The sequence below is a fragment of the Streptosporangium sp. NPDC002524 genome (genome assembly GCF_040295985.1).
In the GTDB taxonomy this organism is placed as follows: Bacteria; Actinomycetota; Actinomycetes; order Streptosporangiales; family Streptosporangiaceae; genus Streptosporangium.
Genome location: NZ_JBEOWK010000023.1, coordinates 80,026 through 96,240, shown reverse-complemented (window position 1 = coordinate 96,240; position 16,215 = coordinate 80,026). Strand labels below are relative to the sequence as shown.

Here is a 16,215-nt window from a genome sequence, read left to right as displayed (position 1 = left end):
GTCCTTGGACTCGGTGTCCTTGGACTCGGTGGCTTGGACTTGCTGTCCTGGGACTCGGTGGCCTTGGACTTGGCGTCCTTGGACTTGGTGTCCTGGATTCGTCGTCCTTGGACTCGGTGTCCTGGATGAGCTGCCGGGGTCCGGACGGGCCGGGTCCTCCGGGCGGGCCGCGCCGGTGAGCTATTCGGGGTCCGGGACGAGCGTGAGCCAGCCCTCCCTGGCCGTGGGCAGGGCGGGGGCGCCCGCGTCGTCGTGGACCGGGTCGAGCGGCCGGTCGACCCAGGTCGACGGGGTGCGCTCGCGCCAGCTCCACCGGTGCCCGGGGACGTCCGGCACGGGCAGCGCGAGGCTGTCGCCGTCCAGGAGCACGGGCGCGGTGAACTCCGGTACGCGCAACGCGTCCATCGCGGCGCGGTACTGCTCGGCGGGCAGGGTGGCCGTCTTGCCCGGCAGGAAGCCGGACGTCACGTGGATCGGGGCCCGGGGGTCGGCCAGCAGGGTGAGCGTGCGCGGCGGCAGGCCGATCCCGACGGTGAGCGGCGGCGCCGTCGTGACGGGCAGGAAGTCGCCGAGGCCGTACGGCGTGCCGGGCTCCTCGCGCCAGTACCCGACGAGCCCGTCGTTCAGCCGGTCGGCCGCGCCGACCCGCACGGGCAGCGCGACGTCCGGGTAGCCGTTGGAGTCGCGGGTGCTGCGCCGCATGTCCTGCCGGAAGACGTTCCAGTCCTGGTGGACGGCGGGCGGGCCCATGACCTGGAGGTCGAGTTCGGCGCGCAGCACGGCGAGCGGCCGGGCGGTGAGCACGTCCAGGCCGTGGTCCTCGGGTTCGACGCCCGCCGTCAGCGTGTCGAGGGCCGCCAGGAACGCCGCGAACGCGTCCGGGCCGAGCGCCTGGATCCGGGTGGCCACCGCCCGCAGGTGCGCGTTGCCGATCCGCGCGACACTGGTGACCGCGCTGCCGGGAGAGGGCAGCCAGCGGGCCAGCCCCGCGTCGGACGGCTCCGGGCTCGCGACGACCAGGCCGAGCGGGGTGCCGTCGTCGGCGTAGAAGGCGAGGCCGTCGTTCAGGTCGTCGGGGACGAGCCACCCGCACACCGGGGAGGTCACCGGCACGTCGTTCATCTCGCGCAGCTCGTGGTCGGAGTCCAGCCAGCGGAACGACAGCCGGGACGGCTGGACCAGCCTCGGCGGCATCGCGGCCCAGCCGGGGCGGCCGGGGACGCGCATCCGCGTCGTGGTGGCCGCGCCGCCGGTGTCGACGTCGCAGGCCAGCCCGAAGTTGTCGACGATCCGCAGCCGGTTCAGGCGCATCACCCCGGCGCGGATCGGGTTGAACGCCGACAAGGGCTCCGGCGCGTGCCGGGTGTCCTCGCCGACGGCCCGCGCGACCTCCGCCGCGAACCTCCGGTAATCGGGGAAGCCGAGCGGGTCGTCGATCGGGAGCTGGCGGGTGAGCCGCCGCATGAGCAGGGCGTCGTTGAAGCCGCCGAGCACCTGGGCGAGGTTGCTGTCCTCGTTCGCGGCCAGGTGCCGGTACATCGAGATGATCGTCTTGAGGCGGGCGTCCGTGCCGTTCGCGGCGTACCAGGCGATGACCGTTTCCGGGGCCTTCTGGAAGGCGGCGGGGTCGACCGTCGTCCCGTTCGCCGCGTTGTAGGCGGCGACGACGTTGCCCGCGAGGTAGCGCAGGACGCGCGCCGACATCACCGGCCTGGCGCTCCGCGACAGGACCGCGGTGCCCGAGTAGACGCTCGCGGCCCTGGTCGGGGCCTCGTACCCGGGCCTGGTCCGCAGGTCCGCCTCGCCGGGGGCGAGCTCGTAGGCGTCGGTGACGAACGTGGGCTCGTAGACGGGGTCGTCCGGGCCGAGGTTGTCGCCGCCGCCGACGGCGAGGAACTCGGCCTCCCAGTGCAGGAGCACCGGGTGCCACGGGTTGTGCGCCCAGACGTCCGGCCTCAGGCCGAGCGCGGGCAGCTCCCGCTGGAGCGTCGCGGGGTCGCGCGGGTCGGCGACGGCGAGCACCCGGCAGGGCAGCAGGCCGCCGGGGGTGTCCGCGCCGTCCTGGCCGTGCCGGTCGGAGGGGGTGGCCACCTGGCCGGTGAGCAGCACGACCGGCTCGGCGGGCAGGTAGAAATTCGGCGCCGGGACGGTGTCGAGGACGAACGTCGCGCCGGACGGTCCCGCGGTCCGGGTGTTGTAGGCCGCCAGGGCGGTGTCGAGGGCGGTACGGGCCTCGGTGACGGCGTTCACGGTGCCGCTCAGGAGGTTCGTCCGCTCGTCCAGGTGGTCGATGTGCCATTCGAGGTAGGAGCGCACCTCGTCGGGGTCGGGGTAGCTCTCGCGCAGGCCCGCGCCGGGGTAGGCGCAGATCATGTACCGGTACCAGTCGGCGAACAGCTGCTCGCGCAGGCCGACCAGCGTCTCCTCGGCGCGGTCGAGGTCCTCCTGCGCCGTGTTGAGCCGGTTGAGCAGGTCGCCGGTCTCGCGGGGCAGGGCCAGCGTCTCGCGCCGCTGGCGGGTGGCGGCGTCGGCGCCGGGGGCGTCCTCGCGGCGGATCGTCCAGAGCTTTCCGGAGGGCAGCGGCCGGAAGCCGTCGGCGTGCCGCTCCTCGGCCAGCTTGGCGCCGACGTCGAGCGGCTTGGCCTCCAGCTCGTCGGCGTGGGCGAGGGCTTCGAGCAGGTCCTCGGCCTCGTCGGGGGCGACCCCGTCGAGCACCGTGCCGAGGTGGGCGGCGAGTGCCTCGGTCGCGCTCGTGCCGACGAACACGCCGCCGTCCTGCGCGTACAGCAGCGGGTCGACGGCCCGGCCGTCCGGCCTGAACAGGAGCGACGCGTAGCAGACCGTGGACGCCGGGCGGGCGCTGCCGTCCGGGACGCCCCAGCCGAACCCGTCGGCCAGCGCGGCCCGCCACCCGGTGCCGGTGTCGAGGCCGGCGAGGGTGTCCTGCGCCTCGGCCGAGAACCAGCCCGCGACCTCGTACTGGGTGCCGCTGGGCGGGCGGGAGGCGGCGAAGTCGGTGTCGTGGAAGCCGAACACGCTGTGGCAGCCCGGGTAGAAGGCCGCGAAGGCGGGGTCGCCGTGCCCGGTCGCCGTCACCTTCGGCAGCCGGTCCCCCGGCAGGCCCGGCCGCCACGTCTCCAGCGGCACGGCCCGGCCGAGCCTGCGGAACGGGACGCCCTCGGTCGTCGGGAACGCGATCCCGGCCGCGTCCGCCTCGCCCGGCGCGGCCAGGTAGTCGCTCTCGACCACCCAGGAACGTTCCAATCGCCCGTCCCGGCGGCGCGTCACCAGCCATCGGTTCGGCACGGCGGGCACCAGCGTCTCCCGGTTCCGCTGGACGAGCCTGGTCAGCGCGTCCGGGAGGGACCAGTGCAGGTGCACCCCCGGCCCGAGGGTGAAGTCCCGGTCCTCGAAGGGGTCGGGGAGGATCTCCTCGCTGACGTACGGGGTGCCTGGCCGGACGTCCCGTTTCGTGATGGGATCGACGTACGGCAGCCTGGTGAAGTCCACCGGCTCGACGACCCCGGCCTCGTCCTCCAGATAGAGCGCCGCCAGACGCACCGGAACCACGAGCACATCAGCCATAACGTCCCTCTCTCAGCCCGGCTGCCACACAATAACGATATGCGCGACATTTCGGAAAGCCCGAAGTTCGGGGCTGTAACACGGCGAGATTTTCTCCGCAATTACCGGCGAGACTCATTCGCCTATCCCCGGAGCGGGGTCCAAGCCACCTTTCACATCGGCCTTTTCCGACCCCTCTGAGCTGGGCGGAAAATCAACCTCAACGAATTTCGCGGACCTTGTTTGTCATTCCCCGCCACAGGTCTACGTCGATTCATCCGTCGCGGCCGACCCGGAAGTCGGACGCGGCCCGCGGGGCGGTCGCATTTACCTGCACGACGTTACCTGTCGCGTTCCAGCCCAAATTCACACCCGCCGACCGGAACGCACCGGCCCTTCACGACGGCGGCCCTTCACGACGGTGGCCTTTCACGACGGCGGCCCCGCGGGTGGCCCCGTGGAACGGGAACGGCCCCTGGCCGGTGAAGGCACAGGGGCCGATCCGTCGTGCCCGGGAGCGGGGAATCAGCGGGAAGCGGGGGACGAGGGGATCAGGGAGGGGACGTCACCCGGCCTTCGACTCGTGCGAGACGCCGGGGTGCGCGGCGACCTCCGGAGCCGCCGGGACCACCTCGCGCCACGTCAAGCCGGGCGGGGTCTCCGTACGCGAGCTGACCCCGATGGTTTCGAGCGCGCTGCGGTAGGCGTTCGCCTGCCTGTCCGGCATCCCGCCCCGGCCCCACAGGTCGCCGATCTCGCGCCAGAGCCTGGCCGACTCCCGGTCGACGAAGGAGGCCACCGAGGCGACCGGGTCGGCGAGCAGCTCCTGTGCCCGCTCCAGCGCGGGACCGCCGTCTTTGGAGCGTGCCAGAGCGAGTTCGGCCAGAACGACGTGGGCCATCGCCGGCACCGTCCCCCGGACTCCGGTGAGCAGGCCGAGGGCCTGCTCGGCCAGCCCGGCGGCGGCGTCCGCGTCGCCGGAACGCAGCCGCACCCGGGAGAGCACGACCAGGCCCCGGGCGTGCTCGATCGTCCCGGGCGACAGGCGCGAGAGGATCTCGGTCGCGGAGGCGGCGAACTCGTCCGCCCGGTCGAGGCCGGCGTCCCCGGGGCGCACGGTGGCGCTCCACGCCCAGCTCAGCGCGCTCCGGACGTAGCGGACGGCCATCCGGGCGGGCCGGCCTGCGGCGACGGCGTCCGCCGCGAGCCGCGCGGCGAGCGCGGAGTCCTCCTCCGTCGCGGCCGTGCTGGCCCGCCACAGGCCGAGGACCTCCGCCTCGCGGTCGACGGCGTCGGGCGGGTGGGAGGCGCTCAGCACCCGCTCGACGTACGCGAGGTCGACCTCCATCTCGGCGAGCACGGCGGCGAGGTCGAGGGCGAGGTCGCCCCGGTCGAGCCCGAGCCGGTCGGCCTGGGCCAGGGCCTCCCTCCCGAGATCCCGGGCGCGCCGCGTGTCGCCCGCGCGGTGGTAGCAGCGGCAGAGCGCCACGACGAGCGGCAGGTCGGCGAGGCGCTCGGGGTGCGCCGCGGTCTCGTGGCGGAGCAGCTCGTAGAGCTCGACCGCGAGCGCCGTGTGCCCCTGGGCCTCCAGCGCGCGGGCCTGGCCGAAGCGCGCCTGCGCGGCGAGGGCGGCGTTGTCGCTCCCCGCGGCCCTGGCCGTGTCCGCGAAGAGCCCGGCCGCGACGGCCGGATCCCCGTGGCACAGCTCGAGCTCGGCCTGCCGCAGGGCGAGCGCGGTGTCGACGCGCTGGTGCGGCTCGATCCCGTGGAGCAGGAACTCCATGCCGCAGCCGAGCCGGTCGGCGAGCAGGCGCGTGACGACCGGGGTGGGAGTCCGCTTCCCGGACTCGATGAGCGAAACATAACTGTCAGACAGGTCTGGCCCGGCCAACTGCGCCTGGGACATGTGCCTGCTCAACCGCAATCCACGGATGCGGTCACCGATGGTTGCTTGACCGGCCATCACCAGAGCCGTTCCGTCGGCGGCACGATGAGATCCACGTCCCACTCCTTACGCACGGTTTACTGCCAATTACAGTAGATCGTACTGCCCTTCGTGGCCAACGGGGCGGTAGCGGCAGACCGATTCACCCGAGTTTCGTGGTGGACGCCACGGCAGGGCGGGCGGCGCACCACGCGGCCAGGGCCGCGCGCAGGGCGACGTCGAGGGCGACGGGGTTCCTCTCGTCGATGGCGCAGGCGATGTACCCGTCCGGGCGGACCAGCAGGACGGGGAGATCGGCGCACGCGGGAACGGCGTGGATCACCCGCTCCCCGTACGGCGAGCCCGCCGCGTCCGCCGGACCGCCCTCGGGGGCGAGGATCACGAAACGCCCGGCTCGCAGCGCCTCGTATAGCCGGATCGGCTCCCCCGCCAGGTGGATGTCCGGCACCCGCTGGCCCGCCAGCCGGTGCGCCCCCGGGAGGGCGGGATAGGAGATGCCCAGGCCCGACACGGTCTCGGCCAGCCAGCGGCCGAGGGGACGGATCCGGTTCGCGGCGAACGGGATCATGGAGCGGGCGGCCCGCGACCGCCGGGTCGAGCCCATCGCGACGGCGAGCAGGGCGCCGTGGCCCCGCAGGGCTCTCCTGCCGACCGGATGCCGCTCGGTGTGGTAGGTGTCGAGCAGGCCGTCCGGTGCCCAGCCCTGGACCCCGGCGACGAGCTTCCAGCCGAGGTTCGCCGCGTCCTGCAGGCCGGTGTTCACCCCCTGCCCGCACGCCAGCGAGTGCGCGTACGCGGTGTCGGCGGCCAGGAACACCCGGTCGACGCGATAGCGGAGCACCTGCCGCTCGTCGCTGTGGGCCCTCGACAGCCGGCGGGCGTCGTGCATGCCGAAGTCACTGCCCATGACGCGCCGGGTGGCGTCGCTGACCTCGCGGAGGCTGAGCCGGGCGCTGTCGGGAAACTGCCGCCGCCGGTCCCAGGCGACGATCTGGTACCAGCCGTCGCCGTAGGAGGAGACGAAGGAGAAGCCCTCCTCGTTGGCGAGGAGGAGCAGCTCCCGTTCCGGCCTCTCCCCCAGGAGAACTTCGGCCTGCATGACCGACTGCACGGCGGAGCGCCCCGGGAACGGGACGCCCAGCGCGTCCCGCACGACGCTGCGCAGGTCGTCGGCCCCCACGACGAACCGCGCGCGCCAGGTCCGCATCATGCCGTCGGCACGCACGTCGACGTCCACCCCGGCCGCGTCCTGGCTCAGCCCGACCGCCTCGGCGCCGCGCACGATCTCCGCTCCGAGCCGGGTGGCACGCTCCTCCAGCACCCGCTCGGCGTTGTGGCGCGGGGTGCACAGCAGGAACGGGAACCGCGACGGCAGGTGGGACAGGTCAAGATCCAGGCCGTTGAACATCCGTACCGTCTCGACGGTCGTGCCGGTGTCGATCAGCTCGTCGGCGACGTCCCGGGCGTCGAGCTGCTCAAGTGTGCGGGCGTGCAGGGGGAAGGCCCGGGTGGGCCTCGAACACCGGGGCTCCCGTTCCACGACCGTGCAGGCGACGCCTCTCGCGGCGAGGTCGCCCGCGATCAGCAGACCCGCCGGACCGGCACCAACAACCAGCACATCCGTGTCGAACGGCACCATCAGCGTCTCCAATCCCACGCGAGGCGGTTCCCCTGACGTGACCACCGGGATGAAAACCAGCGCCGATCTGTCCCTGCCCTCCCCGCACCCCTGCCTTCCCCGCACGCTGAGATCCGGCCCCTCGGCCCCTCGGACCGGCGGATCGCCGCTCCGGCACCGTCCGCCCCTCGCCGCCGCCCCGTCCGGCCGAGGTCGTACGACGACCACCGGCGGCCATCTCATGCTACGACCAGGCTTTTTCCGGCGTGTCGGCGCCCGCCCCGCCCACGGCGTGATCGCCGCACGGCCCGTACCGGACCGCCCCGCAGGTCTCACGGGTCCCACGGGCCGGCCGGAGAGGTCCCGTCGCGTACGTCTCCCGTCGCCGCGACAGGACCGGAGAGGATCCGCTCACCAGGAGGCGATGACCGGTCCCTTTCGGGGTCGAAGTCCGGATCCCGGACCACAGGCCGACGTACCAGATGTGCGGTCTCCGCGCCCGGAGCCCGGCGACCCGCTCGACCGTCTCCGGCACGGACAGCGCCGACCGGCGCTTCAGGATCGCCCGGTTGGGCGCGCGCCGGGTCAGGACCTCAGGAACGGGTCAGAATCACCACCGGGATGTCACGGGTGGTCTTGCGCTGGTAGGCGGCGTACTAGCCGTCGTCCGGGTCACCGGGATCGCGGTGGATGTGGCCGTCGTGCCAGGACGCCTGGACGAGGGCCCGTTCGGTGGCCGCGAGGTGGACCGCCGCGGCGAGCCACGCCCAGGCGTACCGGTCGCCGCCGGAGTCGGCCAGGCGGCCGAACACGTCGCGGGTGCGGCGGTCCGCCTCCTCGGTGAGCGCGGCGACGAGGTCTGCGGAGGTCCCGAAGCCCGCGCGGCGGAGCGGGGCCAGCTGGGCGAGAGAGTCGCCGTCGCGGGCGGACTCGGCGACCGCCCGCCGCCCGCCGGAGACGGCCAGCTCGACGAGGCGGCCCGCCCGCCACAAAGGTGAGTCCGCCACGGGGTCAGGGTCGGCCCCGGCCACCCCCCTCCGGGGCGGGAAGGCGTCGCGGGGCGGAAGGTGGGAGCCCTGGAGGCGGTCGTACCCGAGGTCGGCGCGGTCCAGCCACTCGGCGGGCAGGCGCAGCGTGGGCCCGGCGCCCGGAACCGGCCCGACCGCGAGCGGGCGCAGGGTGGCGGCCCTGTCGGGGTCCAACCGGCCGATCACCCGCACCCGCAGCCCCGGCCTGGACGCGAGCTGCCGCAGGTTGGCGACGTGCGCCAGCTCGGGATGGGAGTCGGCCGCCACAAGCCGGATCAACGGCCCCCGCGTCCATCCCGCCGCCGGTTCTGAGGGAGCCGGTTCGGAGGAGGCCGGCTCGGAGGAGGCCGGCTCGGAGGAGGCCGGCTCGGAGGAGGCCGGCTCGGAGGAGGCCGGCTCGGAGGAGGCCGGTTCGGGAAGGGGCGCGGCATCGGAACACCCGGGTGGGGCGGGTGACACCGGTGGCGCAGGTGGCGCAGGTGGCGCAGGTGATACGGGAAGCGGATCGGATCCAGCGCGGCCCGATCCTGTGCGGTCCGATCCGGCGTGATCCGGTCCGGCGTAGCCAGATCCGGCGTGGTCCGGTCCGGCGTGACCCGATCCTGTTCGCTCTGATCCTGCGTGGTCCGATCCCGTGCGGTCCAATCCAGTGTGATCCGATCCGGCACGATCCCGTTCCGTGGAGGGCGGTAGCTCTCTGGCGAGCAGCCGGTCCCCCTCGGCGCCGACGATCTCCAGGTCGCATCCGACCGGCTGTTCCGCTCCCCCGCCGTCCTGCGGATCGCTCCACGAGGTCCCGGAGAACACCGCGTCGGCCACCGTCGCGAGCGGCCGGGCGAACAGGGCCGCCAGCGGGCCCTCCGTCCAGGGCAGGCCCGCGACGGGGTTGGCCCGCACCCCTCGGCCCGCGCCCAGGCGTCCGTCCGGGGAGATCGTCGCACCCGAGATCTGCAGTCCCCGGCGGGCGAGCTGGGCGTGGTCGAGAGCCGCCGCGCCGATGGCGACGGTGGCGGTGGCGGCACCTCGGGCGCGGGCCGATCCCCCGGGCCTGACGTCGGCGACGGAGAACCAGCGGCCGTCCTCGGCGACGAGGTGGGTGACCACACCGCCGTAGCCGGTGGCGCTGATCACCGGCTCCCTGCAGACCCCGTACACCTTCAGTCCCTCGCCCCGCCGGTAAGCGCGGCGCGCGATTCCTACCAGGGCGGGGTCGGGGTCGGCCGCCGCGAGCCTGCCCGCGGTCAGCAGGAGTTCCCGGAGCGCGGAGACCAGGTCGGCGAGGCGGTGGCCGTCATGGCGGGCGCGGGCGGCCCGCAGCTCGCGGACGGCGCGCAGGGCGGCGGCCTCGGCCCGGTGCAGGCCCGCCACCCGGGCCGTGTGGGCCGCGCGGAGCAGTTCGGCCTGGGGAACCGCTCCGGCGCCGGGCACCCCGCCCGCGAGAACCCCGGCGGCGGCGTTCCACAACCCGGACGCGGCGGCGATCTGCCCGGCGTCGGGACCGGGGGTGGGGGCGGGGGCGGAGGGCGAGCCCGCCCCCGGGGCCGCTTTCCCGCCGGGGACCTGGACGGGATCGGTGATCGGGGACGCCGTCCCGCCGGGGACCCGGGCGGGGTCGGCGACCGGGTTCACGCTCGTGTCCGAGCTCGTACGCGAGCCGGGCCCCGTCTCCGTACCCGAACCCGAACCCGCGCCGGTGCTCGTCCCCGTACCCGAACCGGCGCCCGGATCCGGGTTCGCGGGCAGGTCCGCGGGCGGGTCCGGAGGCGCCGACAGGGCAGGGTCCGCGACCGGGCAGGCGCTGAGGACGGCCGCGCGGTGCAGGCAGCGGGGCGCGAGCAGGCAACTGCACCGGGCCGCGCCGGGGTCGGCGATCACACCGGGCGGCCCCGGTGGCCCCGGGGTGAGGGTGACCACCGCGTCCTCCCCCCAGCTGATGGACACGCTCCGACCGTCGGCGACGGCCGGAAGCCCCGCGCACCGCTCGATCGCCGCGTCGAGTTTCTTGCGCAGCCGGGGCGTGAGCTCCTCCACGGCCGAGGCGACCACGTGCGGCTCCACCGGCGGCAGCTGCCCCGCCGGAACCGGCGGGGCTTCCAAGGCTTCCGGGACTTCCGGGACTTCCGGGGTTCCCGGGGAGACGGCGGAGGCTGGGGGGTTCAACGGGTTTCTCCTCGGAGACGGTCGCCCACCCAGCGGGCGAGGGCGAGCGGGCTGAGTGCGGCGACGGGCATGCCCGCCGCGACGAGCTGCTGGGCGACGGGCACCGAGTAGCGCGGGGCTCCGCTGTCGTCCAGGGCGGCGCAGCCCAGCAGGTGGACGCCGGAGGAGACGAGGGAGCGGACCTCGCCGAGAAGCCCCCCGAGCGGGTACCCCTCCTCGAAGTCGCTGACCACCACGACGAGCGTGCGGCTCGGCACGGTGACCAGGGAGCGCGCGTGGGCGAGCCCGGCGGCGATGTGCGTGCCGCCGCCGACCCGCACGTCGAGCAGCAGGGACAACGGGTCGGCGACCCGGTCCGTCAGGTCGATCACGCTGGTGGAGAAGGCCAGGAAGTGGGTGGAGAGCGTGGGAACGCCTCCCAGGACGGCCGCGGTGAGCGCGGACCAGATCACCGAGGCCTCCATCGAGCCCGACACGTCGACCACGAAGACCAGCCGCCAGTCGGCCTCGTTGCGTACCCGGGTGGTGAAGACCGGCCGTTCCGGCACGACGAGGAGCCTGCCGTCGCCCGTCCGGCGCGTGTGCGCCAGGTTGGCCCTGAGGGTGGCGGGCAGGTTGAGCCGTCCTCCGGGGCGCCGGGTGGGACGCGGCGTCGCCAGGCCGGTCAGCGCGGGGCGCAGCCGGGTGGCGAGTTCCCTGGCCAGCTCGGCGACCAGGCGGCGGACGAGCGGCCTCAGCCGGGAGAGCCGCTGCTCGGGCAGCCCGCCCGCCAGGGACAGGACGGAGGTCAGCAGTTCGATCGACGGGCGTACCGAGTCGGGGTCGAGTTCGGCCAGCACGTCGGTCCGCCCGGCACCGGCCGCGTCGGCCAGCACCTCCTCCCGCACCTCCGCTCCGAACAGGGCGTCGAGCTCCTCGGCCCACTCGCGGGCGGAGGGGAAGGAGGCGCCCTGCCCGCCGCCGTCGCCACCGTCGCCCGGTCCGTACCCGAAGTCGCCCGCTCCCTCTCCCCGGCCCGCCCCGTACAACTCGTCCAGGGCGTGCGCGTAGCGCCTGGCTCCGGCGGGCAGCCGCCCGGTCTCCCTTCCGAGGAGCAGGCGCCACCGGTCGGCCGGGGCGAGCCGCCGCGGGACGGCCTCCCTCTCCTCACCCGGTACGGGCTCTCCTGCCTGTACGCCGCCTCCCAATACGGCCTCTTCTGGTGTCTCCCCTCCCTCCGCAGCCCCTCTCGGCGCGGCGCCCGCCTCCTCGGAAAGATCCTTTTCGGAAGGCGCGGCGGAGGGATCCGGCTCCCCTGCGGCCGTGGCCGGCCGGTCCTGGGCGGGGGTCGCGGGCGGTTCGGATGTCCCGTACCGGGCCCGCGGGAGGGAGAGGCCGGGCACGGGAAGCCGCAGGGCGGTCAGGGCGGCCCGCCCGGCGGCGTCCGCGGCGGCCCAGAGTGCCATGAGTTCGGGCGGGGCGCTCAACGCCAGGTCGAGCCGGTCACCGAGACGGTCGGTCACGGCCCGCAGCAGCCGGTCGCGCGCCGCCGGGGCGAGCGTGTCGAAGCCGCCGCGCAGCGCGGGCAGCCGGTCGAGGAACCCCTGGTCGCTAAGGCCTTCGACGCGGTCAAGCAGCGGGTCGAGGGCCCCGGCGGCCGACTGCAGGAGCGGGCCCGCGGCGACCAGCAGGCCGGTGAGCAGGCGGGACAGCCGGTGGCGTCCCGCCGGTCCGGTGGCGGTGTCGATCCATCCGGCGGCCCGGGCTCCGAGGGTGTCCGGCGCGTCCAGGTCGAGCAGGACGCGTGCCGCGAGCGCGGTCCCCTGGACGAGCGGGGAACCGGTGCGCGCCAGGGTGTCCAGCGCGTCGTCGAGGCCCAGGCCGAGCCGGTGCTCGGCGGAGCGGGTGACGAGCGCGATCAGGGCGGCGGCGTCCTCGGGCCGGTCGCTGCCCGCCAGGCCGGGCAGCGACCGTACGGCCACCTCCAGCAGGGTGCCCGCCAGCTCCGCCGCCCGGTCCCGGCTCCCCGGCGTGGTGCCGGGGAGGTGCTCGTGGCGCAGCGCCTCCAGCAGGTCGAGGGCCTGGAGCAGGTCGGGTAGTCCAGCGGTGGCGGGAAGCACGGAGGCGGCGTCCTCGAGCCGGTCGGCGACCAGGTCCCGCAGGTCGCAGGCGGCCGCGGCGCGCAGTCCGGCGAGGATCAGCTCGCAGGTGGGGCCGCCCTCGGCGGACTCCCTGCGGAAGGTCTCGCGCAGCGTCCCCTCGGCGGCCAGGGCCGCGGTGACACCCCGTACGCCCGCCAGGTCCAGCAGCGCGGCGGCCGAGGGCGTCCACGAGAGCTGCCACTTGGTGGTGAGGGCGCTCCCGTCACCGGTGCCCGTCACCTCGGCCGGTCGTCCGTAGCCGGTCCCGCAGACCAGCAGGCGTTGCAGCAGGATCTCGCGGCGGCGGTCCAGGTCCGAGCGGAGCGGGTCGAGGCGGACCTCCCGGGAACCGGGGTCGCCGGGGTGGGGCAGCCGCAGCTCCGCCAGTTCGGCCTCGACCGCCGGGCCCAGCCCGGAACGGGGGGTGCCCGGCGCGGTCCTGCCGCGTTCGGTGCCGACGAGGACCGTCTCGAGGGCGCGGGCGAGCGCCCGGCCGCGCCCCAGGGGTTCGCCCTGGCCGAGCACGGTCGTCACCGCCTCCAGCAGCTCGCCGCGCCCCGGCGCGGGCAGCCCGCGCAACCGGGCCAGGTCACAGGCGAGCCGCAGCGTCTCCACGGCCTCGCCGGTGCCCGCGGTGTGCCCGGCGGCGCGCAGCTCACGGCAGATCTCGGTGATCGTACGGGCGGCGGCGTCCCTGATCCTCCCGGGATCGCCGCCCGCGGTGAGGACCGCCTGCTGCCAGCGCGGATCCCGGATGCCCGCCGGGTAGCCGGACCTGGAGTCGAGCAGGTCGAAGGCGTACGGGACGAGCGACGTGGCGGGCGATGGAACCGCGGCACCCGCGCCAGGGACGCCCGGACCTGAAGTGACCGGGTCTGAGGTAACCGGGCCTGAGGTGATCGGGCCTGGAACGACCGGACCTGGGGCGACCGGACCTGAGGTGACCGGGCCTGGGCTGACCGGGTCATGGGTGACCAGGGCGGGGGCGTGGAAGGCGCCGATCACCGCGGCGACCCGACGGCCGCCGACGGCCGCCTTGGCGAGAACCTCACGCATGTACGCCTCGCGGGCCAGGTCGCCGGGCGGCACCCCGCCCGAGGTCTCCGCGTCCTGTCGCAGCGCCCAGCCCACGCCCAGCGCGGCGCGGCGGACCGCCTCGGGCGGGCAGCCGGGAGCGAGGACCTCGACGGCGCGGTCCCACATGTCGTCCCCCTCCCTGCCGGTGACGGAGGCGGCGAGGCCGTTGGCGAAGGCCCTGGAAGGCGCTGTCACTACGCCGGACCCGGCCGGTGGCGCCGTGTCGGACCCGGCCGGTGTCACCGCATCGGACCCGGCCGGTGGCGCCGCATCGGACCCGGCCGGTGTCACCGCATCGGTCCCGGCCGGTGTCGCCGTGTCGGTCCCGGCCGGTGTCGCCGTGTCGGAACCGGCCGGGTCGTTCGCCGACCAGGCGGGGTCGGAGAGCGGGAGGTCGCAGCAGAGGACCTCGGCCCCGCGTTCGCGCGCCCAGCGGACGGCGGCCAGCTCGGGCGAGAAATCGGCGAAGGGGTAGAAGCCGAGCCGCCCGTCGCCACCCGTACCGGCGAGGGCGACCGGGGCGAGGGTGGCCGGATCCGCTAGGTGGACCAGCCACGGCTGGAAGTCGGCGGGCAGCTCGACGCAGACCACCTCGGCCCCGGCGGCGTCGAGCAGGGCCGGGACGGCCGCCGCCAGCGCGGGACTGTGGTGGCGCACGCCGAGCAGGTAGGGCCGCCCGTCACCTTCCGTCCCCGCGAGCACCTCCACCGCCCTCCGCGGATCGACGCCGACGGCCCCACCGCGAGCATCCCCGCCAGGAAGACCAGCACCACGATCGGCCGTCACCCGGACGTCACCATCCCGAACAACCCCACGGGAAATCTCAGAGCCATTCCCGACCACCACCCGAACATCACCACCGAGGACCCCGGCACCATGCCCGGCCATCACCTCAACGTCGTCGCCTCGAACGTTCCCACCGGGCACATCGGGGCCATGCCCGGCCACCACCCGGACGTCACCGCCTCGAACGTCCCCGCCGAGAACCCCGGCACCATGCCCGGCCATCACCTCAACGTCGTCGCCTCGAACGTCCCCACCGGGCACATCGGGGCCATGCCCGGCCACCACCCGGACGTCACCGCCTCGAACGTCTCCACCGAGAGCCCCGGCACCGTGCCCGGCCACCACCTGGGCATCACCGTCTTGAGCACCGGCGTTCACCGTGGCGGGAGTGCTCGCCTGTCGGTCGTTCGTCACCGCAGGCTCTCCCGCAGGTCCCAGAGGCGACGCCACATCGCGGAGCCGTCCTCGGCGCGGCGTCGCACCGGGCCGTCCCAGTAGCCGAGCAGCCGCGCGTGGTCGGCCGGGTCGTCCTTGCGGACCACGCCGAGCAGGTGACCGGGCACCAGGTCGAGGACGTCCCCGCCGGGCAGGTAGGCCGCCGCCACCCCGAGGGAGGCCGCCACCTGCACCGCCTCGGCCGTGGACATCACGGTTCCCGGGCGCTCCACGTCCCAGCCCTCGGCCGAACGGCCGGAGCGCAGGTCGCGGAAGACGGTGACCAGCGCGTCCAGCACGGCGTCGTCGACGCCGAAGGCGGCACCGGCCCGCCGCACCACGGCGGTGGCCTGGCCGCGCACCAGGGCGGCCTCCGCGACGGGATCGGCGATGGGCTCGACGGTCTCGAAGTTGAACCGGCGCTTGAGGGCCGCCGACATCTCCGAGACACCCCGGTCACGCAGGTTGGCCGTGGCGATCACGGTGAAACCGGGGGTGGCCGCCGTCAGGGCGTCGGGCGTGCCCGCGAGTTCGGGCACGCTGAGGCGCCGGTCGGACAGGATGGACACCAGGGCGTCCTGCACCTCGGGCAGGCAGCGGGTGATCTCCTCGATCCGGACGACCTGCCCGGCCCGCATCGCGGCCAGCACCGGGGAGTCGACCAGCGCCTGGCGGCTCGGCCCCTGGGCGAGGAGCAGGGCGTAGTTCCAGCCGTACCGGAAGGCGTCCTCGGTGGTACCGGCGGTGCCCTGCACGGTGAGGGCGCTCGTGCCGCAGACGGCGGCGGCGAGGAGTTCGGAGAGCATCGACTTGGCGGTGCCGGGCTCGCCGACCAGCAGCAGGCCGCGCTCACCGGCGAGGGTGACCACGCAGCGTTCCACCAGGGAGCGCTCGCCGACGAACTTGGGGGCGATGGCGAGCCTGGCGGGTAGCGTGGCGCCGCCCTCGCCGCCGTCACCGTCGCCGCTCTTCGCCCGCCGGGATCCGGGAAGTTCGAGGGTCTCGCCCCCGCTGCCGCAGACAAAGGTGACGACCGCGCGGGGGGTCAGCGCCCAGCCGGGCGGGCGGGGGCCGTCGTCGTGGGCGGCGAGGAAGGCGAGTTCGGTGGCGTGCTGTTCCTCGGCCGGAAGCGTACGCCGGTCGGGAAGGGCCACGGGGGCCGCCTGTTCGGTCATGGTCATCGGGGGATCCTTCTGGTCTGGAAACTGCCGGGTCCGGCCGGGATGCGGTCTGGAACCACCGAGTCCGGCCGGGACCTGGTCTGAGAACTGCCGGGTCCGGGCGGAACCTGGTCTGGAAACCGCCCGGTCCGGCCGGGATGCGGTCTGGGAACCGCCGGGTCCGGGCGAAACCCGGTCGGGGAACCGCCGAGTCCGGCCGGGATTCGATCTGGAACCGCCGGGTCCTGGTGGAACCCGGTCCGGGAACCGCCGGGTCCGGGCGGAACCCGGTCCGAGGGCTGCCCGGTCCGGCCGGGACTCG

7 protein-coding genes are annotated in these 16,215 nt (G+C 74.9%); 1 reads left to right on the top strand and 6 read right to left on the bottom strand.

Annotated features, from left to right (window positions below; genetic code table 11):
- Window positions 1-180: 180 nt before the first annotated feature.
- The 5 genes from ABT053_RS32560 to ABT053_RS32540 all read right to left on the bottom strand — a co-directional run bounded on the left by ABT053_RS32560 (window position 181) and on the right by ABT053_RS32540 (window position 14,169).
- Entirely contained in the window at window positions 181-3,585 is a 3,405-nt protein-coding gene (locus tag ABT053_RS32560) for a hypothetical protein (protein ID WP_350974276.1), read from the bottom strand.
- A gap of 544 nt (window positions 3,586-4,129) precedes the next feature.
- A complete protein-coding gene (locus tag ABT053_RS32555) occupies window positions 4,130-5,527 on the bottom strand; it encodes a helix-turn-helix domain-containing protein (protein WP_350974274.1) in 1,398 nt (465 codons plus the stop codon).
- Between the two features lie 124 nt (window positions 5,528-5,651).
- A complete protein-coding gene (locus tag ABT053_RS32550) occupies window positions 5,652-7,166 on the bottom strand; it encodes an FAD-dependent monooxygenase (protein WP_350974273.1) in 1,515 nt (504 codons plus the stop codon).
- A 617-nt stretch (window positions 7,167-7,783) separates the two neighbouring features.
- Window positions 7,784-10,252, bottom strand: coding sequence for a hypothetical protein (locus ABT053_RS32545; RefSeq protein WP_350974271.1), 2,469 nt, complete (start codon window positions 10,250-10,252; stop codon window positions 7,784-7,786).
- 59 nt (window positions 10,253-10,311) lie between these two features.
- On the bottom strand, window positions 10,312-14,169 hold the full coding sequence (locus ABT053_RS32540) for a DUF5682 family protein (protein WP_350974269.1): 3,858 nt from the start codon (window positions 14,167-14,169) through the stop codon (window positions 10,312-10,314).
- Between ABT053_RS32540 and ABT053_RS32535 the strand changes: the two genes are divergently transcribed.
- Window positions 14,161-14,796, top strand: coding sequence for a hypothetical protein (locus tag ABT053_RS32535; protein WP_350974268.1), 636 nt, complete (start codon window positions 14,161-14,163; stop codon window positions 14,794-14,796). The genes ABT053_RS32540 and ABT053_RS32535 overlap by 9 nt on opposite strands.
- Here ABT053_RS32535 and ABT053_RS32530 read toward each other — a convergent pair.
- On the bottom strand, window positions 14,709-15,914 hold the full coding sequence (locus ABT053_RS32530; protein WP_350974266.1) for an ATP-binding protein: 1,206 nt from the start codon (window positions 15,912-15,914) through the stop codon (window positions 14,709-14,711). The two genes, ABT053_RS32535 and ABT053_RS32530, sit on opposite strands and share 88 nt — an antisense overlap.
- Window positions 15,915-16,215 lie beyond the last annotated feature (301 nt).

Excerpts from the sequence above, each read along its gene's own strand:
- ABT053_RS32530 (WP_350974266.1), bottom strand. The coding sequence starts at position 15,914 with ATGACCATGACCGAACAGGCGGCCCCCGTGGCCCTTCCCGACCGGCGT.
- ABT053_RS32560 (WP_350974276.1), bottom strand. The coding sequence starts at position 3,585 with ATGGCTGATGTGCTCGTGGTTCCGGTGCGTCTGGCGGCGCTCTATCTG.
- ABT053_RS32555 (WP_350974274.1), bottom strand. The coding sequence starts at position 5,527 with ATGGCCGGTCAAGCAACCATCGGTGACCGCATCCGTGGATTGCGGTTG.